Origin of the sequence: Salmonella sp. SAL00653 (assembly GCF_046552515.1) — a bacterium.
GTDB lineage: Bacteria > Pseudomonadota > Gammaproteobacteria > Enterobacterales > Enterobacteriaceae > Salmonella > Salmonella enterica.
In genome coordinates, this window is record NZ_JBGDTY010000002.1 from 23,376 (window position 1) to 42,243 (window position 18,868).

The 18,868-nt window shown below is 51.2% G+C and carries 17 protein-coding genes; 4 read left to right on the forward strand and 13 right to left on the reverse strand.

Features of this window, described 5'->3' with window-relative positions; all coding sequences use genetic code 11:
• Positions 1-14: 14 nt before the first annotated feature.
• Entirely contained in the window at positions 15-1,250 is a 1,236-nt protein-coding gene (allC, locus tag ACLJRU_RS02860; protein WP_000589759.1) for an allantoate deiminase, read from the forward strand.
• Between the two features lie 10 nt (positions 1,251-1,260).
• Positions 1,261-2,046 (forward strand): (S)-ureidoglycine aminohydrolase, encoded by a 786-nt coding sequence (gene allE / locus ACLJRU_RS02865; protein ID WP_000540985.1) that lies wholly within the window; start codon positions 1,261-1,263, stop codon positions 2,044-2,046.
• A gap of 79 nt (positions 2,047-2,125) precedes the next feature.
• Here allE and glxK read toward each other — a convergent pair whose 3' ends face one another.
• The 10 genes from glxK to allA all read right to left on the reverse strand — a co-directional run bounded on the left by glxK (position 2,126) and on the right by allA (position 13,970).
• Positions 2,126-3,274, reverse strand: a complete 1,149-nt coding sequence (glxK, locus tag ACLJRU_RS02870) for a glycerate 3-kinase (protein WP_000706331.1) — start codon at positions 3,272-3,274, stop codon at positions 2,126-2,128.
• A 22-nt stretch (positions 3,275-3,296) separates the two neighbouring features.
• A complete protein-coding gene (locus tag ACLJRU_RS02875; protein WP_001539363.1) occupies positions 3,297-4,595 on the reverse strand; it encodes a uracil/xanthine transporter in 1,299 nt (432 codons plus the stop codon).
• A 58-nt stretch (positions 4,596-4,653) separates the two neighbouring features.
• Positions 4,654-6,015, reverse strand: a complete 1,362-nt coding sequence (gene allB, locus ACLJRU_RS02880; RefSeq protein WP_023235529.1) for an allantoinase AllB — start codon at positions 6,013-6,015, stop codon at positions 4,654-4,656.
• 78 nt (positions 6,016-6,093) lie between these two features.
• A complete protein-coding gene (locus ACLJRU_RS02885) occupies positions 6,094-7,548 on the reverse strand; it encodes an allantoin transporter (protein ID WP_001539360.1) in 1,455 nt (484 codons plus the stop codon).
• A gap of 95 nt (positions 7,549-7,643) precedes the next feature.
• The gene (locus ACLJRU_RS02890; RefSeq protein ID WP_000005060.1) at positions 7,644-8,891 is read right to left on the reverse strand and encodes an MFS transporter; all 1,248 of its coding nucleotides are present in this window, start codon (positions 8,889-8,891) and stop codon (positions 7,644-7,646) included.
• Positions 8,892-8,956: 65 nt separating this feature from the next.
• Positions 8,957-9,835, reverse strand: coding sequence for a 2-hydroxy-3-oxopropionate reductase (gene glxR / locus ACLJRU_RS02895; protein WP_001539359.1), 879 nt, complete (start codon positions 9,833-9,835; stop codon positions 8,957-8,959).
• A gap of 100 nt (positions 9,836-9,935) precedes the next feature.
• Complete coding sequence (gene gip, locus ACLJRU_RS02900; RefSeq protein ID WP_000943591.1) at positions 9,936-10,712, reverse strand: hydroxypyruvate isomerase Gip; 777 nt, start codon at positions 10,710-10,712, stop codon at positions 9,936-9,938.
• Between the two features lie 12 nt (positions 10,713-10,724).
• Entirely contained in the window at positions 10,725-12,506 is a 1,782-nt protein-coding gene (gcl, locus tag ACLJRU_RS02905) for a glyoxylate carboligase (RefSeq protein ID WP_023235527.1), read from the reverse strand.
• Between the two features lie 84 nt (positions 12,507-12,590).
• Complete coding sequence (gene allR, locus ACLJRU_RS02910; protein WP_000141265.1) at positions 12,591-13,409, reverse strand: HTH-type transcriptional repressor AllR; 819 nt, start codon at positions 13,407-13,409, stop codon at positions 12,591-12,593.
• Between the two features lie 78 nt (positions 13,410-13,487).
• Entirely contained in the window at positions 13,488-13,970 is a 483-nt protein-coding gene (gene allA, locus ACLJRU_RS02915) for an ureidoglycolate lyase (RefSeq protein WP_001539355.1), read from the reverse strand.
• A 226-nt stretch (positions 13,971-14,196) separates the two neighbouring features.
• Between allA and allS the strand changes: the two genes are divergently transcribed.
• Together allS and mnmH are read left to right on the forward strand one after the other, a co-directional pair.
• Entirely contained in the window at positions 14,197-15,123 is a 927-nt protein-coding gene (allS, locus tag ACLJRU_RS02920; protein WP_000460165.1) for an HTH-type transcriptional activator AllS, read from the forward strand.
• Between the two features lie 69 nt (positions 15,124-15,192).
• Positions 15,193-16,287, forward strand: a complete 1,095-nt coding sequence (gene mnmH / locus ACLJRU_RS02925; protein ID WP_001154077.1) for a tRNA 2-selenouridine(34) synthase MnmH — start codon at positions 15,193-15,195, stop codon at positions 16,285-16,287.
• 38 nt (positions 16,288-16,325) lie between these two features.
• Here the strand turns inward: mnmH and ACLJRU_RS02930 are convergent, their stop codons facing one another.
• From ACLJRU_RS02930 to ACLJRU_RS02940, 3 genes are read right to left on the reverse strand one after another with little or no spacing between them, the layout of a single operon-like run.
• Positions 16,326-16,985: a methionine ABC transporter permease gene (locus ACLJRU_RS02930; RefSeq protein ID WP_023235526.1), complete on the reverse strand. Its 660-nt coding sequence runs from the start codon at positions 16,983-16,985 to the stop codon at positions 16,326-16,328.
• Positions 16,978-17,994 carry a virulence-associated ABC transporter ATP-binding protein SfbB gene (gene sfbB / locus ACLJRU_RS02935; protein ID WP_000569666.1) on the reverse strand — a complete coding sequence of 339 codons (1,017 nt, stop codon included), beginning with the start codon at positions 17,992-17,994 and terminating at the stop codon, positions 16,978-16,980. The genes ACLJRU_RS02930 and sfbB overlap by 8 nt, the downstream gene beginning before the upstream one ends.
• A 36-nt stretch (positions 17,995-18,030) precedes the next feature.
• Complete coding sequence (locus ACLJRU_RS02940; RefSeq protein ID WP_000524317.1) at positions 18,031-18,861, reverse strand: MetQ/NlpA family ABC transporter substrate-binding protein; 831 nt, start codon at positions 18,859-18,861, stop codon at positions 18,031-18,033.
• Positions 18,862-18,868 lie beyond the last annotated feature (7 nt).

Below are 18,868 nucleotides of genomic sequence, written 5' to 3' on the forward strand. Positions count from 1 at the left end.
AACAGGAATTTTCTATGATAAAGCATTTTCGCCACGCGATAGAAGAAACATTGCCCTGGCTCTCTTCCATTGGAGCCGATCCTACGGGTGGAATGACGCGTTTACTTTATTCGCCTGAGTGGCTGGAAACACAGCAGCAGTTTAAAAAGCGAATGGCAGAAAGCGGTCTGGAGACACGCTTTGATGACGTCGGAAATTTATATGGCCGCCTTTGCGGCACACAATTTCCGGAGCAGGTGATTTTAAGCGGTTCGCATATTGATACGGTCGTCAACGGCGGCAATCTGGACGGGCAATTCGGCGCGCTTGCCGCCTGGCTGGCGATCGACTGGCTAAAAGCGACCTACGGCGCGCCGCTGCGCACCGTCGAGGTAGTATCAATGGCTGAGGAAGAAGGCAGCCGTTTCCCTTACGTTTTTTGGGGCAGCAAGAACATTTTTGGCCTGGCGAATCCTGAAGAGGTACGCCATATCCAGGACGCCAAAGGCACAGGCTTTGTCGACGCTATGCAGGCGTGCGGATTTACCCTTCCCGCCGCGCCGCTCGCTGCGCGAACCGATATCCGCGCCTTTGTTGAATTGCATATTGAGCAAGGCTGCGTTCTGGAGAGCAACGGACAGTCGATTGGCGTCGTCAACGCCATCGTCGGGCAACGTCGCTACACGGTGACGCTCAACGGCGAGTCCAACCATGCAGGCACAACGCCAATGGGCTATCGTCGCGATACGGTGCACGCCTTCAGTCGTATTTGCAGTCAGTCCATTGAAAAAGCCAAACAGCATGGCGATCCCCTGGTATTAACGTTCGGCAAAGTTGAGCCGCAGCCGAATACGGTCAATGTTGTCCCTGGAAAAACCACATTTACAATCGATTGCCGGCATACGGACGCCGCGGTACTTCGCGAATTTACCGAACAGTTGGAAAACGATATGCGCGCCATCTGCGATGAAATGGATATCAGCATCGATATCGATTTGTGGATGGACGAAGCGCCGGTGCCGATGAACGCCGAACTGGTCGCGGCCCTCACCAGGCTGTGTGAAACCGAACAACTGAACTATCGCATAATGCATAGCGGCGCAGGTCATGACGCGCAAATTTTCGCGCCGCGCGTCCCTACCTGTATGATTTTCGTCCCCAGCATTAATGGTATCAGCCATAACCCGGCGGAACGTACCAACATTAATGACCTTGCTGAAGGGGTCAAAACTCTGGCATTAATGCTGCATCAACTTGCCTGGCAAAAATAAGGAGCCATCAATGGGATATCTGAATAACGTCACGGGTTACCGCGATGATTTACTGGCGAACCGCGCCATTGTGAAACACGGTAACTATGCGCTCTTAACGCCGGACGGTCTGGTGAAAAATATTATTCCCGGCTTTGAAAACTGTGACGTCACCATCCTTTCGACGCCGAAGCTGGGTGCTTCTTTCGTCGATTATCTGGTCACCTTACATCAGAATGGCGGCAACCAGCAGGGCTTTGGCGGCGAGGGGATTGAAACTTTTCTCTATGTCATTACGGGAAATATTGAAGCTAAAGCAGAAGGAAAAACATTCTCTTTAACTCAGGGCGGATACCTCTATTGTCCACCGGGCGAGATGATGACTTTTAGCAACGCTCAAACGGAAGACAGCCAGCTATTTTTATATAAACGCCGCTATACTCCTGTCGAGGGGCATGCCCCGTGGTTGGTTTCCGGCAATGCCAGCCAGCTGGAGCGTATTCATTATGAAGGCATGGAAGATGTTATTCTGCTGGATTTCCTGCCTAAAGAGCTGGGCTTCGATATGAATATGCATATTCTGTCTTTCGAACCGGGCGCCAGCCACGGCTATATTGAAACCCACGTCCAGGAACATGGCGCTTATATCCTTTCCGGCCAGGGGGTTTATAACCTCGACAACAACTGGGTGCCGGTGAAAAAAGGCGACTACATCTTCATGGGCGCTTATTCCCTGCAGGCCGGATACGGTGTAGGTCGTGGCGAAGCATTCAGCTACATCTACTCCAAAGACTGTAACCGCGACGTTATGATTTAACGGCGGACAGCCCTCCTGATTATTTTTAATTTAGCTATGTTGGATTTTGCCACGGTGAGAACCGTGGCTTTTTTTATGCTTAACGAGTCCCGATATCCTGGCCAAGTTTGATGACGCGGGCAATATTACAGGCGCTGTGGTAGAGATTTTGTTCACCGTTCGCCAGAACTTCCGGCAAAGGCGCCAGCCGCGGCAAAATACTGAATACTGCATCAATACCGTGGCGATGGACCACTTCCACGCCGTCGCCCAGTACGCCGGCAATGCCGATAACCGGGACGTGATGCCGTTTCGCCACTGACGCGACGCCTATCGGCGCTTTTCCTCCCGCCGTTTGCGAGTCGATTCGTCCTTCTCCGGTAATCACCAGCGAGGCCTCTTTTACCGCCTCCTCCAACTTCACCGCCTGCATAACAATCTCAATACCGGGCTTCATTTCCGCTTCCAGAAAGACGATAGCGGCAATCCCCATTCCTCCGGCCGCTCCACCGCCCGGTATTTGAGACATGTCGCGTCCGGTCAGGGCATGTAAAACACGGGCATAATTACGTAATCCATTTTCCAGCGTCTCAACCATTTCAGGCGTCGCCCCTTTCTGCGGACCGAATACCGCCGCCGCACCGCGTGGCCCCACCAACGGGTTATCAACATCACAGGCGACCTCAATACGACACTCTGAAATTCGCGGATCGCACCCCTGCAGGTCAATGCTCGCCAGGCGCGATAAATTGCCCCCTCCGGCGCCAAGCGGCGTTCCCTGCGCGTCCAGAAAACGCACACCGAGCGCCTGCGCTACTCCCATTCCGCCATCCACCGTGGCGCTGCCGCCGATACCCAGAATAATATGGCGAATCCCCGCGTCCAGGGCGTGACGAATCAATTCGCCGGTGCCGAAACTGGATGCCAGCAGCGGATTACGCGCCTCTGGCGCCACCAGCATCAATCCGCTCGCCGCCGCCATTTCAATAATCGCCGTTTTGCCGTCGCCGGTCAGGCCATAAAATCCGTTTACTTTTTCCCCCATCGGCCCGCTAACGTCCACAGAAACCCGTTTCCCGCCGGTCGCTGCCACCATCGCGTCCACGGTTCCTTCTCCACCATCGGCGATCGGTAAACAGACATAGCGCGCATCAGGAAATACGGTTGAAAATCCCGCTTTAATAGCCTGACAGCATTTATCAGCGCTTAAGCTCTCTTTAAATGAATCTGGCGCAATTACAATCTTCATTATGTCTCCTTGTTTTCTCACGTTATTTAATGCGTTCCCACGGAATAAGATTTTCCATAAGCACTGCCAGTAAGATTCCCACCAGTAATCCGTTGCTAAGCAGAGGACGAATCATCAGTGGAAGATCCTGTAAATAGACCGGAGGAAGCCCCATCAAAAAAATGCCGACAAAAAGCGGTAACGCCAGGCGATAAATATTCCGCGCGGTAAACGTAATTTGCTGGCTAAAAACCAAACCGGAATAAAGTAAAGGTAAATAAGAGACCAGCATAACGGCGCTGCTGATCGCCAGTGGAATAGCGCAAAATAAGCGGGTTAACGGCGTTATAATGGCAACCAGCAGACACAGCGCGCTACCGCAGATAAAGGATTTGCGAGAACTGTCGCCGGTTTGCGTTAATAAACCAATGGAAGATACAAAAGGCGAAAAAGGCACGACAGCGAAAGGCACCGTCACTAACGTCATCAGTCCGGAAATCATAAAGCTTCGGCGATAACGAGAACTGCCCGACCCTTGATGCGGATAAAAGATATCGGTACCGCGGATGGCGCCGTAAGTGTTGCTGATGTTGACTAACCCCGTCATCACCGCCGTCACAATAATACCCGGCATCAGCGTGCCGTGGCTGCCCAGCGGAAACCATCGCCAGCTTAATTCACCTGGCGGTAAGTGTGACGAAGGAAAGCATAACCGCCATAGCCCCCACCCGACCACGGTCCCTGCCAGTAACGCGTAACGGGAGATACGCTGCTGCAGGAAAATAATCATCGCGAGGATAAAACACATTACCGCGACCGCCAGCCCAAAGGGGGCCAATTTGATTCTGGCGCTGGTATCGGCAATGCCAAAAGGCAGCCCCAGCATGCCTTTAAAAAATATTGAGGTCAGCTGCGCGCCCAAAAGCAGCATGAAAAAAACCATTACCGCCGGCGTAAACAGGCGAGCCAGACGGTGTCCTAACCCGCTAATGCCGATAAATATCGTCACCATTGCGGAGATCGCGATCCCGACCGACAGGCTGGAGGCGATATCGTTCAGCGGCGTGCCGCGAGACGCCTCGCCAAGCGTAATCGTAAGAATAGCGCCCCACCACAGCCCTGTCGGCCCTTCCATAATGGCGCGGCGATGGCCGCAAAATGCCTGAACCAGGCAGGCCAACGCGGTGGTCAAAAAAGCGTATTGTGTGAGCATTAACAGGTTATCAGCGGGAAGATGAAAAGCGGACAGCAAGGTAGGGGGAACCACAACCGTGTTACAGAAAATAAAGAAAAACCACTGAAAGCCGGACAATACACTTTCGCGGTTAATAACAGGGAACATATCCACACCTTAAAATAGAGAATGCCCGTCGTGACGACGGGCATTAAATCACACCGGATTACTGCTGATGTTTAAGGATAAACTGACCTTTTGGCGGCACAGGGAAGCCATGCTCGATGTCATAAATAACATCGCCGCGCAAAATCGTTTTGGTAATACGCGCGCCAATAGTACGGCCAACATACGGACTGACTTTATGGCGATATTCCAGATCTTCATTTTTCAGAACATAGCTGCTGTCAGGCTGAATAAAGACCAGGTCAGCATCTTTGCCGGGGGCAATACGTCCTTTATGTTTCAGACCAAAAATATCGGCGGCGTTGGTCGCCATTAATTTGCCAAACATCGGCAACGACATACCGCGTTTTTGCACCGCTTCATCAAACATGACGTCCATGCAGTTTTGCAGTCCGGCAATTCCGCCCCATGCTTGCATGATATTGCCTGCTTTCATTTCCGGAGGGCATGGAGAGTGGTCGGATACCAGGCAGTCGATTTCGCCGTTAAACAGTTTTTCCCACATCCCTTTCTGGTTTTCCTGGTCGCGAATTGGCGGAGAACATTTTGCCAGGGTGCCAATCTCTTCGAACTGATCGGTATCGAGGACAAAATAGTGCGGGCACGATTCACAGGTGACATCCTGACCTTCCTGACGCGCGCGCGTTACTTCCTCTACCCCCTCCGGGCTGCTGATATGGCAAACGTGCAGACGGCAACCTGCTGCTTTCGCCAGATACAGCACGCGACGAATGGCTTCCACTTCAGTAAATACCGGACGTGAGGCGACATAATCATGCGCCGTTACGCGTCCTTCGCGTTTAGCTTCTTCACCCAGCTCATCGCAAATCAGAGCATTTTCGCAATGTACCAGTACCGTCTGGTCCATTTCCCCCAGTTTTTGCGCGCCTTTGTAAAACTGCCAGTCATTAACGTCGCGAAAATCATTATCGATGCCACGATCGCCGCAGGTGGCGACAAAGCACTTGAAGCCGACAACGCCCACTTCGTCCAGCTCATGCAGCCGATCCAGGTTATAAGAAACCAAACCGCCCAACTGCGCGGCGTCGATGGTCAATTTACCTTTTGCCGCGTCAAACTTGAGTTCAATCGTCTCACGATCGACCGTCGCCGGCAGCTGATTGAGCGGCATCTCAATCATCGTGGTAATACCGCCTTTCGCCGCCGCGCGCGTACCGGTTTCATAGCCTTCCCAGTGGGTACGGCCCGGTTCAGAAATGTGGGTATGCGCGTCAACCATGCCCGGCGAAACGATCAATCCCGTCGCATCCAGCACATTTTTCGCTTCCTCCAGGTTCTCGCCAATCGCGGCGATTTTTCCGCCCTGGACGGCGATATCGATAACTCTCGCTTCGTTTTCTAAGATGACAGTACCGTTCTTAATAATTAAATCCAAAGACATAACAAACTCCTTGTATGGATACAGATAGTTTTTAAATAGCGCACACTTCATTAAATACGCTTAATGCTTTTTCAATATTTAACCTACGAGTTTTTGCTCTCCTGTATTTTCAAAACCCGTGCGTTTCTTCAATAGCGCATAAGCAACGAACGCAACTATTACGCCTACAAACCAAGACACGCGGGATAAAGGCTCCATAAATGGTATAAACTTGCCGCCTAATGACAGAATGACTGCGACCAGGGTGACTGAAAATGCAGTCAGGTTAAATCCATTATCATAATATTTGTAATCACCGCTGGCGGTGTACAGCTCATCAAGATTAATTTTTCCACGCATTACCACAAAATAATGAGCTAACATTACGCCGATTACCGGGCCAAGCATACCGCCGATAATATCGAGGAACAGATAAATACTGTCCTGATTCTCCATTAATTTCCATGGGCAAATCAGTAGACTGATAATACTGGCAATCATTACGCCATTTTTATAGTTAAGCTTTGTCGGGGCAAGCGCCGCAATTTGATACCCCGCAGGTATAATATTACCGGTGGCGTTGGTTGAAATTGTCGTCATCAGAATCACCAGCACCGCAAAGAATGAAGCAAACAGGCTGTCCCAGCGCTGCACAATATCCAGCACGTTCCAGGTATCCATACCATAATGAATACTGGCTCCGGCAATAATGCACACGCTGGCTACGGCGAATAATATATACGCTACGATAAGCCCCAGCGTTTGTCCCAATGCCTGAGCGCGAAATGAATGCGCGTTTTGCGTGAAATCGGACGCGCTTACCGCTGGCGCAGCCCAGACGGCGACTACGGCGTTAATCACCACCAGGAACAGAAAGCCGCTGTGCTCTGCTTTTTGCACGCCTGAAGGCAGATAGTCCAGAATCGGGCCAATGCCGACCAGCGATATTGCCCAAATAGCCATGCCGCCAAAGACAATGTAAATACATGGATTGAGGATAGCGGTAAATTTATTTAATACTTTACCACCGCCAAAACCGATGCCAACGTTAATAATCCAAAAAATTAGAAAAGTAATTAGTCCTGGCAGTGAAAGACCCAGCAGCTTGAAATCTCCGCCTAATGTCAGAAATCCTGGCCAGATCTTCCCAATCAAAATAAGAAATGCCAGCGTTCCCGCGTAACACTGCAAGCCGAACCACATAATTGCCGCGATTCCCCCTCGTAATAATCCAGGGAATAGCGCGCCGCGGACGCCGTAAGAACCTCGCAATATCATAGCAAAAGGAACGCCATATTTGCTGCCTGCCGCGCCATTCATTACCATCGCTGCCGCAATAAATAATGCGCTGATAATAATGGCCAACATGATATTAAATGTTGATAGCCCCAGTATAAAAAAACCGCCGACCATAACGTAATTTGGCACGTTATGTACAGATCCCATCCATAAGGTGAAATAGTTAAATGCTTTCCAGTTTCGTTGGGTTTCTGTTTTAGGTAATAAGTCTTCGCTATAACCGCGCTGCTGGTATAGCTCTCTTTGATGTTCCATAAATCCCTCTTTTCACGCATCGGATAACGTTGTTATGGGTTTAGCTATGAGGAACAAATAAATATAAAATAAAGAAACAGTAGATATAATTATTTTTAAGCTGAAGCAATACGTTGTGTTGCTTTCTTTTTATATAAAGTGACGACAGCAAAGATCAGCGTTCCGGTAACCACTAAACATGCTGAAATCACAAAACTGATCTCCTTCGACCCCGTTACATCCGAAATAAATCCGGTCAACGTTGGGGCGACAACCGCTGAACTCATGCCAAAGAAGTTAAAAAGGCTGAAAGCTCTTCCCAGACTTTTTGCCGAAGCCTGTTCAGATACAAAGGAGATCAGGATCGGGTCTACCGCCATTTTCCCCAGCAAGCCGTATAGCGTCAGGCTGACCATCAGCATCGTGGTATTCGGGGACAAAACCGTAAACGCCAACATTGCTGCCGCCACAATTTCCAGACCGAGAATAACCTTAACTTTACTGTTACGAAATTTATCTGACAGATGGCTAAAAAATAACGCTCCCGGTACGCCAACCACCGCTACCAGCGCTGATGCCAGCCCGATAGCTCCGCCATCAAATCCTCTTTCAGTCTGGAGATAAGAAGGCAGCCAGGTCACTATCAAATAATAACCGTAGCAGGTACAGAAATAGAGGAAGTAAACGCTACACAATAAACCAGAGAATAAAGGCGCGCGTTTCTCATCTTCCGTAACGGTTTGGGTTTGCTTTTCCGCTTGCGCAGAGTCGCTTTTGGCTTTACCACGAATGACCAGCGTAAAAACGCACAGCATGATTACTAATATCGCGGCCACGATATACAGTACATTCTGCCAGGCCATGCTCATGTTTTTTACTAATATGCTGGAACCGATTAAGCCAATCCCCATCCCTATAGCCGACCCGCTGTTGATAATCGCGTTGGCTAATGCCCGACGGGCCTGCGGCACGTTTGCCGAAGAGAGTGAATAAGCCGAGCTAAAGAAAGAAGCGCATCCTCCGCCTGCCATTAGCGACCCTGTATAGATCATGGCCAGGCCATTGGCTTTCGCGATACAGAGTGTACCAATAATAAAAAGCGTAAATCCGGCCATCAGCATGATTTTTTGACCGAATTTATCGACCAATATTCCGCAAGGGATTTGCATACTGCAGTAAGCAAAAAAGTAAAAACTTGCAATGGCGCCTATTTCTGCATTACTTACATTGTCTAAAGATGCCTGAATTTCTGGATAAATTGGCGTAAGCACGGTGCGATAGATCCAAATCGCTACCCAGCCCAGACTCATTACGACAACAATTTGTTTCCAGTAATCAATCCCGGATTTTTTAGTTTCACTCATGTTCTTCACCTTTACAGAGTGTTCCTTGTGAACAGGTATCGCTGCAGCCGCAGCGATACACATAATTAGGACAATTTATGATTGGCCATTAATTCCAGCGCCTGTACCATTGCCGAATGATCAAGCTGGCTCCCGCCATTTGCCGCACAGGTATTGAATAATTCCTGGCAGGTCGCCGTATTCGGTAAATTCAGCGCCAGCGCTTTTGAGCTTTGCAATGCAAGATTAAGGTCTTTCTGATGAAGCGCGATTTTGAAACCAGGCTCGAACGTCCGGTTGATCATGCGCTCGCCGTGAACTTCCAGAATGCGTGAAGAGGCGAACCCGCCCATTAACGCCTGGCGCACGCGTACCGGATCGGCGCCTGCTTTTGAAGCAAACACTAAGGCTTCAGAAACCGCTTCAATATTCAGCGCAACAATAATTTGGTTAGCCACCTTACAGGTTTGCCCATCCCCATTGCCGCCCACCAGGGTGATATTTTTTCCCTGGATGTCAAAGAGCGGTTTAACGCGGTCAAAGACTTTCTGCTCGCCGCCGACCATAATCGACAGAGTGCCTTCACGCGCCCCGATTTCTCCCCCGGAAACCGGGGCATCCAGGTAATCAGCGCCCATTTCATTAACGCGCTGGGCAAAACGTTTGGTTTCGATAGGAGAAATAGAACTCATATCGACGATGGTTTTTCCCTGAAGCGATGTTTTGGCGCAACCGTGTTCGCCAAATAACACGTCTTCAACCTGCGGCGTATCCGGCACCATTATGAAGATGATGTCTGCAAATTCAGTTACCTGACGTGCAGTCTCAACATTTACCGCCCCCAGCGAGAGCAGTTCGTCCGCGACCGGACCAATAGTCGTAACGTGTAATTGATGACCGGCGCGTGCCAAATTGATAGCCATTGGCGAGCCCATAATTCCCAGGCCAATAAATCCCAGTTTCATATACAACCTCTTTTATTGCTTTCGGTGTTTCCAGATTCAGGCAACACAATCCCCTTCCAACACAGTGGAAAAAAAAGCGCTGCCCGAATTATTCTGCGTTTTAACGGTACTGATTAATCCACGATAATCCCGCTTCCGTGGTAGTCAGTGGTTTATATTCACAGCCAACCCAGCCATCATAACCAGACTGTTTAATGACATTAAAAATAAAGTCATAATTAATTTCCCCGGTCCCCGGCTCGCCGCGACGCGGGTTATCAGCAATCTGTAAATGGCCTATTTTATCGGCCCATGCCGTCATGGTTTGCGTTAATTCCCCTTCCATGCGTTGCATGTGATAAATATCATACTGAATTTTGATATTATCGCTGCCGATATCCTTAATTAATGCTAACGCCTGTTGAGTGCCGGTGAGATGGAATCCCGGCATATCAAAGTGATTAATAGGTTCGATAAGTAATAAAATGTCTTCTTTCGCCAGCATATTTGCCGCATAGCGCAGGTTTTCGACCAACGTGTCGTGGATCTCCGTTGCGGAGAATCCTGACGGCGTTTTACCCACCAGACAATTTATTTTCTTATTGCCTAACGCACGTGCATAACGGATTGCGGCCGCTACGCCATCGCGAAACTCTTCTTCGCGCCCAGGAATACAGGCAATTCCACGTTCGCCAGCCGCCCAGTCGCCAGCAGGTAAATTATGTAACGTATGTTCCAGATTATTATCCCTGAGCTTACGTTTTAACACTTCGATGTCGTTATCGTAGGGAAACATGAATTCCACGCCGCGAAATCCCGACAACGCCGCTTTATCAAAGCGTTCCAGGAAATCATATTCCGTAAACAGCATAGAAAGATTGGCAGAGAAACGTAACATCGATTACCTCCCTTACTCATATTTCATAAAACAGGTTTCTGTTGGCGCATCTTTCGCACTATCCGCAACCTCTTCAAACTCGGTTACGTTATCCAGTTCGCTGCCCATGGAAATATTGGTTACGCGTTCCAGAATGACTTCCACCACCACCGGAACGCGATATTGCGCCATTAGCGCTTTGGCTTGTTCAAATGCAGGCGCAATATCTTCCGGTTTAAAGACACGAATTGCTTTACAGCCTAACCCTTCCGCCACTTTTACATGGTCAACGCCATAGCCATTCACTTCGCTGGAGTTGATATTTTCAAAGGCAAGCTGTACGCAGTAGTCCATGTCAAATGCGCGTTGCGACTGGCGAATCAGACCAAGATAAGCGTTGTTAACCAGCACATGGATATACGGAATGTTAAACTGCGCGCCGACGGCTAACTCTTCAATCAGGAACTGGAAGTCGAAATCGCCGGAAATCGCCACCACATTGCGTTGCGGATCGGCAGCACAAACCCCTAATGCCGCCGGGATTGTCCAGCCAAGAGGCCCCGCCTGGCCGCAGTTGATCCAGTGTCTGTCTTTAAACACATGCAGCATCTGCGCTGCCGCGATTTGCGACAATCCAATGGTGGTGACATAGCACACATCGCGACCAAAGGCTTTGTTCATCTCTTCATAGACGCGCTGCGGCTTCACTGGCACGTTGTCAAAGTGGGTTTTACGCAGCAAAGTCCGTTTACGCTGCTGGCATTCGTCCACCCAGGTCTTCCGGCATGGCAAACGCCCCGCCTTTTGCATCTCCTGCGCGACATCGATCAGCAACGTTAGCGCCGCTTTGGCGTCCGAAACGATGCCCAGATCCGGGCACAACACGCGGCCAATTTGCGTCGGTTCAATATCGATATGGATGATTTTTCGCCCCTGAGTATATTTCTCAACGGACCCCGTATGACGGTTGGCGAAACGGTTACCGATGCCAAAAACCATATCGGATGCCAGCAGAGTGGCGTTGCCGTAGCGGTGTGCCGTTTGCAGGCCGACCATCCCCGCCATTAAGGAGTGATCGTCCGGGATACAGCCCCAGCCCATCAGAGTAGGGATCACCGGTACGCTGGTCAGTTCGGCAAACTGCTGCAGCAGTGGCGCGGCGTCGGCGTTAATAACCCCGCCGCCCGCGACAATTACCGGACGCTCGGACTGAATCAGCATCTCCAGCGCCTTTTCAATCTGTACGCGGCTGGCGGCTGGCTTATATACCGGCAGCGGCTCATACATATCCGGATCGAATTCGATTTCCGCAACCTGGACATCAAACGGTAAATCAACCAGCACAGGACCTGGGCGGCCTGAGCGCATCAGATGAAAAGCCTGCTGTAATACGCGCGGCACCAGCGCCGCCTCACGAACCGTTACTGCCATCTTGCTGACTGGTTTTGCAATTGCTTCAATATCGACTGCCTGGAAATCTTCCTTGTGCAGACGCGCTCGTGGCGCCTGACCGGTAATGCATAAAATCGGGATAGAGTCGGCAGAAGCGGAATAGAGCGCGGTGATCATGTCGGTTCCCGCCGGGCCGGAAGTGCCCAGGCAGACCCCAATATTACCTGCCGCCGCACGTGTGTAGCCCTCAGCCATATGTGAAGCGCCTTCCACATGACGCGCCAGTATATGGCGAATGCCTCCATGCTTACGCATTGCAGAATAGAAGGGGTTGATTGCAGCCCCAGGAACGCCGAATGCTGTGGTGATACCTTCTTTTTCCAGCACATACATTGCCGCATCCACGGCTCTCATTTTTGCCATTTTATTGCTACCTCTTTTTATTGGAAAAAGTTTCCAACTTTTAAAAATTTTAAAAAAGTCCCGCTCCAGCGAGCGGGATGCGGCTCAGGCTACAGGGGGTTTTAGCCCAAGCGCCGTACTGATGTCTTTCGCGGTATCCCGTACCAGTTCCCCCTGGCTGATAAAGCGATCTTCCGTCAGCCGGGAAGCCGGTCCCGATATCGAGATAGCGGCGACCACGCTGCCCGCATCGTCATAGATAGCGGAGGCGATACAATTCAGCCCGACAACATGTTCTTCCTGGTCGACGGTGTAGCCCTGTTCACGCGCCTGCTCCAGATTTTTAAGCAGGATAGGTAAATCCACCAGAGTGGTCGGCGTAAACCGCCGCAAACCGGTATTGACGACGATCCCCACCAGCTCTTCTTCGGTGAGCGGGTAAAGCAGCGCTTTTCCGGCGCCGGAAGCATGTAACGGCAGACGACTCCCTAAGGGCGCGCACATTCTGACCATCGATTTGCACTCCTTTTGACCGATTAACACCGCTTCATTACCGTTGCGAATCGCTACGTTGACCGTCTCGCCAGAAAGCAGCATAAGTCGGTGCATAAAGGGTCCGGCCACCGAGAGGACATCGCGATTATGAATATACGCAGAGCCCACATTAAATACGCCTAAACCAATATGCCACCAGCCAAGCTGGCTATCCTGGTACACAAAATCAGCCGCTTGCAGTACCTTTAACAGGCGAAACGTCGTAGAAAGCGGTAAATCCAGGCTGCCGGAAATATCGCTAACTGATGAACTGCCGCCGCTTCTTTCGAGATATTGCAATATCGCTATGCCCCTCTCCAGCGCCTGAGCGCCTTTCTGCGCAGTCGGCTCTGCCTGTCCTGGCCTGCCGCGTCGTCTTACTTCCGTCATATTTACGTTAACTCCGGCCCAAAATATGAGCATAAACAATGAACAATATGTTCATCTTATGCAAGAAGGCCAATAGCGTCACGCAAAACAGAGTTCATGTGTCGGGATACTTTCAACATCACAGTTATCGCTGCCACCGCGATCCACCGTCAGAAAATCGGTAACCGTCTGCCACGCAAACAGCGGGTGATGCCATACATTACGGTGATAATTGACGCCCTGCCGTCCGTTGCTAATAAACGCCCGCAGCGTGGAGAGATCGGGTTTATCATCGCCGAGCGCGATAATAACGACAAAAGCCTCGCCGTTCATCGGCACAAACGCCTGCGTACCTAAAGGATGACGTTCCAGTTCATGTACCACAATAGGCATCGCGGCCGGTTGCGCCCTGTTAATACTGATCAGCGTGCGATCCTGCTCCAGAACTTCAACCTTCGCCAGGTCGTGATATCGCTCAACTAACCCGTTGTTTATATGAAAAAAGTCACGTTCCTGCGTCTCAATAACATCGCCATAAGCGCTGAACGTCTTCTGATCTAACGGTAATACCTCAAGTTTCATTATTTTTCCCTTGTAGCTCGATTCCGTTTAACCGCGGTTTGGACTCTGTCCGGTTTCAATACCATGCAATCTAAAACCTTCGGGATTTAACATCAACATAAAAGTTGGAATATTTTTCCAAAAGTAGATTTAGACCACAAATCAAACATGGCTATTATGTAAAACTACTTAAAAATCATAGGAAAACAATTCTGGTTTTATCAGGATCGTAAGGAGGCGTCTGACGATGTTTGACCCGGAAACACTGCGTACCTTTATCAGCGTTGCCGAAACGGGGAGTTTCTCCAAAGCGGCGGAGCGCCTGTGTAAAACCACGGCAACCATTAGCTACCGCATCAAACTGTTGGAGGAAAATACCGGCGTAGGGCTGTTCTTTCGCACAACGCGAAGCGTCTCGTTGACGGCGGCGGGCTCTCACCTTCTCTCTCAGGCAAAAGACTGGCTTGCGTGGCTGGACAGCATGCCTGACGAGCTACGCCAGGTTAACGACGGCGTAGAGCGTCAGGTCAATATTGTGGTTAATAACCTGCTCTATAGCCCGCAAGCGGTCGCCAGTCTCTTATCGTGGCTTAATGCGCGTTACCCTTTCACTCAGTTTCACTTTTCCCGGCAAATTTATATGGGCGTCTGGGATTCGCTCCTGTATGAAGGTTTTTCGCTGGCGATTGGCGTAACTGGCACCGAGCCGTTGGCTAATACCTTTATGCTCGACCCTTTAGGTTCCGTACAATGGCGTTTTTTGATGTCTGCGGATCATCCTTTAGCTCACGTCAGCGGGCCTCTAACAGAAGCGCAGTTGCGCCGTTTCCCGGCAATTAATATCGAAGACAGCGCACGTACGCTGACCAAGCGGGTAGCCTGGCGCCTTCCGGGGCAGAAGGAAATTATCGTGCCTGATATGGAAACCAAAATCGCCGCTCATCTGGCAGGCGTCGGTATCGGTTTTGTCCCGCAGCCGCTTTGTCAAACGCTGATCGACAAAAACGAACTGGTAAGCTGTACCATCCCTACGATGCGTCCGCCCTCACCGTTAAGCCTCGCCTGGCATAAATTTGGCGGAGGCAAAGCGGTAGAAGACATTGTGAAATTATTTACCCAACGGCAACCCGAAATAGCCGGTTTTTTATCCATTTTCAATACCGTACGCTGTTAAAAATCAAGCCACTTTGCGAATTGGCGCGTAAAATAACGCAAGGGATGATTTGAGGTTACGTTTTACGTTATGCAAGACAGACAAAAAGCACAGGACTATCGCGCGCTCCTCCTTGCCGATACGCCTTTAATTGATGTACGCGCGCCGATTGAGTTTGAACAGGGCGCCATGCCGGGCGCTATCAACCTGCCATTGATGATGGATGACGAGCGAGCCGCCGTCGGCACCTGCTACAAACGTCAGGGCGCGGATGCGGCGTTAGCGCTGGGGCATCGGCTGGTTTGCGGCGACATTCGCCAGCAGCGGCTTGAGGCCTGGAAAGCCGCGTATCAACGTTTCCCCAACGGGTATCTGTGCTGCGCGCGCGGCGGTCAGCGGTCACATATCGTACAACGTTGGCTGCAAGAAACAGGGATTGACTGCCCGCTTATTGAAGGCGGCTATAAAGCGCTGCGCCAGACAGCAATTCAGGCGACCTGGCAACTGGCACAAAAACCGATACTTTTAATTGGCGGCTGTACGGGCAGCGGCAAAACGCAACTGGTGCGACAACAGCCCAACGGCGTGGATCTGGAAGGTCTCGCGCGTCATCGCGGCTCCTCTTTTGGCCGCACGCTGAACCCCCAGCTCAGCCAGGCCAGTTTTGAAAACAAACTTGCCGTTGAATTGCTGAAAATTAACGCGCGTCAGACGCTAAAAAGGTGGGTACTGGAAGATGAAGGGCGAACGATCGGCGCCAACCATCTGCCTGAGTGTTTACGCGAAAGAATGGCGCAGGCCCCCATTGCGGTAGTGGAAGATCCGTTTGCGCTTCGTCTGGAACGACTGCGTGAAGAGTATTTCATCCGTATGCATCACGACTTCACCCACGCCTACGGCGATGAAGCCGGTTGGCAGGCGTATAGTGAATATCTTCATCATGGACTGTTCGCTATTCGCCGCCGTCTGGGGTTGCAACGCTTTGCCGAACTGACGGACACGCTGGATAGGGCGCTGGCGGAGCAATTATCCAGCGGCAGCACCGACGGCCATATGGCATGGCTGGTTCCGCTACTTAACGAATATTACGACCCGATGTATCGCTATCAACTGGAGAAAAAAGCCGCGAATATCGTTTTTCGCGGCCCATGGCAAGACGTTGCCAACTGGCTAAAAGCGCAATAGCTTATTTTTATTGCCGGCTGACGCTACATTGAGCCGGCTTAGTGTCTGTCGCGCTTGTCGGCACGTTTTGCCAGCCAGTCGCCCAGCATCTGAACGACCTGAATCAGCACAATCAGCGCCACTACGGTAACAACCATCACTTCGGTTTCGTAACGGTAGTAGCCATAGCGAATCGCCAGGTCGCCTACCCCGCCGCCGCCGACAATCCCGGCCATCGCCGAGTAGCCGATTAAGCTTACCAGCGTAATCGTCAGGCCGCGCAGCAGCCCTGCGCTGGCTTCCGGCAACAGTACGGTACAGATAATACGCATCGGACTAGCGCCGAATGCCAGCGCCGCCTCAATAATCCCTTTATCGACTTCACGGAGCGCGCTATCTACCAGGCGTGCATAAAACGCGATTGCGGCCACCGACAGCGGGACGGAGGCTGCAATCGGGCCAATCGTATTGCCCAGCAAAAGCTGCGTTAGCGGCAGTAACAGCACCAGTAAAATAACAAATGGCACCGAGCGGATAATATTCACCAGAACCGAGGCGACGAGATAAATAAAACGGTTCTGCCAGAACAGATGACGATCGGTGACAAAAATCAGAAAACCGAGCGGTAGACCGCCAAGAATCGCCAGCACCGTTGAAATACTCAACATCTGGAAAGTTTCATTGAACGCCAGCGTTAAATCCGGCAATAAATCATCCACGGATCACCTCCACCTGTGCGGTACGTTGACGGATATGCTCCACGGCGGCGGCCACCGCCGTTGGATTATGCGGCGCGGTTAATTGCACCACCAGAATGCCCAACGCGCGTTCGCCGATATATTCAATCTTGCCATGCAGGATATTGACCGCGACGCCAAACTTGATCGCCACCTCCGACAGTACCGGCTGCTCCGCCGAATCGCCGATAAACAAAATTTTCAGCAACTGCCCGGGCAGGTGTTCCCGTAAACGTTCCGGCAGGGTCAAATTAAGGGTATGAGACACCAGTTGCTGTGTGAAAGCGTGTTGCGGGTGGGCAAACACATCAAACACCTCGCCCGATTCCACAACCTTACCGCCCGACATCACCGCCACGCGATCGCAAATAGATTTGATCACGTTCATTTCATGGGTGATCAGCACAATAGTAATCCCGAGCTGTGCGTTGATCTGTCTGAGCAGAGCCAGAATCGTGGCGGAAGTTTCCAGATCCAGAGCGGAAGTTGGTTCGTCACACAACAACACATCCGGATGGTTAGCGATAGCGCGCGCTATCCCCACCCGCTGTTTTTGCCCGCCGCTGAGCTGTACCGGAAAACGGTTCGCTTTATCGGCAAGGCCCACCAGCGTTAAAATTTCCGCCACCCGTGGCGCGATTTTGCTGCGTTCCCAGCCAGCCGCTTTCAGGCTAAACGCAACGTTTTGCGCCACTGTCCGGGTATGCATTAAGTTAAAATGCTGGAAAATTATACCAATACGCTGCCGCGCCTGGCGTAACGCTTTTCCGTCCAGCGCCGAAATTTCCACGCCGTTGACGTTGACGCGCCCCTGGCTGGGACGCGTTAAGGCGTTCAGGGTACGCAGCAGCGTGCTTTTTCCTGCGCCGCTGGTACCGACAATGCCAAAAATCTCGCCCGCGGCGATATGCAGGCTCACATCATCCACCGCGCGCGTGGAGGTACCGCGCCCGGCGGTAAAATCGACGCAGACTTTTTCTATTTCAATCATATTCACCTCAGAAATTGGGGATGGCCACCGCTGCGATCAGGGTGTCGCGGTCATCCATTCCGGTTTCTGGAAGGCGCTATAAATATTCTTTGGATCGTCGATAACCGCGCGATAAGCCGGCGATTTCACCGCCTCGACAATATCTTTGGCAAACGGCTTATCGGCATCTTCACTGCGTACCGCAATGATATTTTTCAGGTTCTCATCCAGGTGTTCCTGCTTAATCGCGCTGGAGAGATCGAGTCCTGCCGCCACCGCAAAGTTCCCGTTAACCAGCGCGCCGGTCACGCCATCCAGCGTGCGCGGTAGCTGTGCGGCTTCCAGCGGTTTGAAAACCAGTCCTTTTGGATTGCTGGCGATATCTCGTTCAGAGGCTTTGGTCGGATCGATATTGTCCTTAATCGTGATAAGCCCCAACGATTGCAGGAAGCGAAGGCCGCGCGCCAGGTTGGTCGGATCGTTGGAGAGGGTAATAATGTCCCCTTTTTTAAGCGCATCCAGGCTGTTGATTTTACGTGAATAGAAGCCCATCCCGGCGGTCGGTACCACAATAAGTTTGCTGAGCTTCAGCCCTTTGTCAGCGGTGAATTTGTCAAAATAGAGGGTATGTTGAAAGAGGTTGGCGTCGATGCTGCCATTAGCTAACGCCATATTGGGCTGGACATAGTCGCTAAACTCGCGCACCACGACCTTATACCCTTTTTCTTTTAATGTCGGCGCAATCGCCTGCTTCACCATGTCGCCATACGGCCCTGGCGCGACGCCAAATACGATCGTTTGCGGGGAACTATCGGCATGGGCAAACTGTAATCCGCAGGCCAGTAATAGCGTGCTGGCCGCAATGCGTAAACTCTGACGCAATCCCATAATTTCT

Bases quoted from the DNA above. Each gene is read 5' to 3' on its own strand.
- allC (WP_000589759.1), top strand. From the start codon at position 15: ATGATAAAGCATTTTCGCCACGCGATAGAAGAAACATTGCCCTGGCTC.
- allE (WP_000540985.1), top strand. From the start codon at position 1,261: ATGGGATATCTGAATAACGTCACGGGTTACCGCGATGATTTACTGGCG.
- glxK (WP_000706331.1), bottom strand. From the start codon at position 3,274: ATGAAGATTGTAATTGCGCCAGATTCATTTAAAGAGAGCTTAAGCGCT.
- ACLJRU_RS02875 (WP_001539363.1), bottom strand. From the start codon at position 4,595: ATGTTCCCTGTTATTAACCGCGAAAGTGTATTGTCCGGCTTTCAGTGG.
- allB (WP_023235529.1), bottom strand. From the start codon at position 6,015: ATGTCTTTGGATTTAATTATTAAGAACGGTACTGTCATCTTAGAAAAC.
- ACLJRU_RS02885 (WP_001539360.1), bottom strand. From the start codon at position 7,548: ATGGAACATCAAAGAGAGCTATACCAGCAGCGCGGTTATAGCGAAGAC.
- ACLJRU_RS02890 (WP_000005060.1), bottom strand. From the start codon at position 8,891: ATGAGTGAAACTAAAAAATCCGGGATTGATTACTGGAAACAAATTGTT.
- glxR (WP_001539359.1), bottom strand. From the start codon at position 9,835: ATGAAACTGGGATTTATTGGCCTGGGAATTATGGGCTCGCCAATGGCT.
- gip (WP_000943591.1), bottom strand. From the start codon at position 10,712: ATGTTACGTTTCTCTGCCAATCTTTCTATGCTGTTTACGGAATATGAT.
- gcl (WP_023235527.1), bottom strand. From the start codon at position 12,506: ATGGCAAAAATGAGAGCCGTGGATGCGGCAATGTATGTGCTGGAAAAA.
- allR (WP_000141265.1), bottom strand. From the start codon at position 13,409: ATGACGGAAGTAAGACGACGCGGCAGGCCAGGACAGGCAGAGCCGACT.
- allA (WP_001539355.1), bottom strand. From the start codon at position 13,970: ATGAAACTTGAGGTATTACCGTTAGATCAGAAGACGTTCAGCGCTTAT.
- allS (WP_000460165.1), top strand. From the start codon at position 14,197: ATGTTTGACCCGGAAACACTGCGTACCTTTATCAGCGTTGCCGAAACG.
- mnmH (WP_001154077.1), top strand. From the start codon at position 15,193: ATGCAAGACAGACAAAAAGCACAGGACTATCGCGCGCTCCTCCTTGCC.
- sfbB (WP_000569666.1), bottom strand. From the start codon at position 17,994: ATGATTGAAATAGAAAAAGTCTGCGTCGATTTTACCGCCGGGCGCGGT.
- ACLJRU_RS02940 (WP_000524317.1), bottom strand. From the start codon at position 18,861: ATGGGATTGCGTCAGAGTTTACGCATTGCGGCCAGCACGCTATTACTG.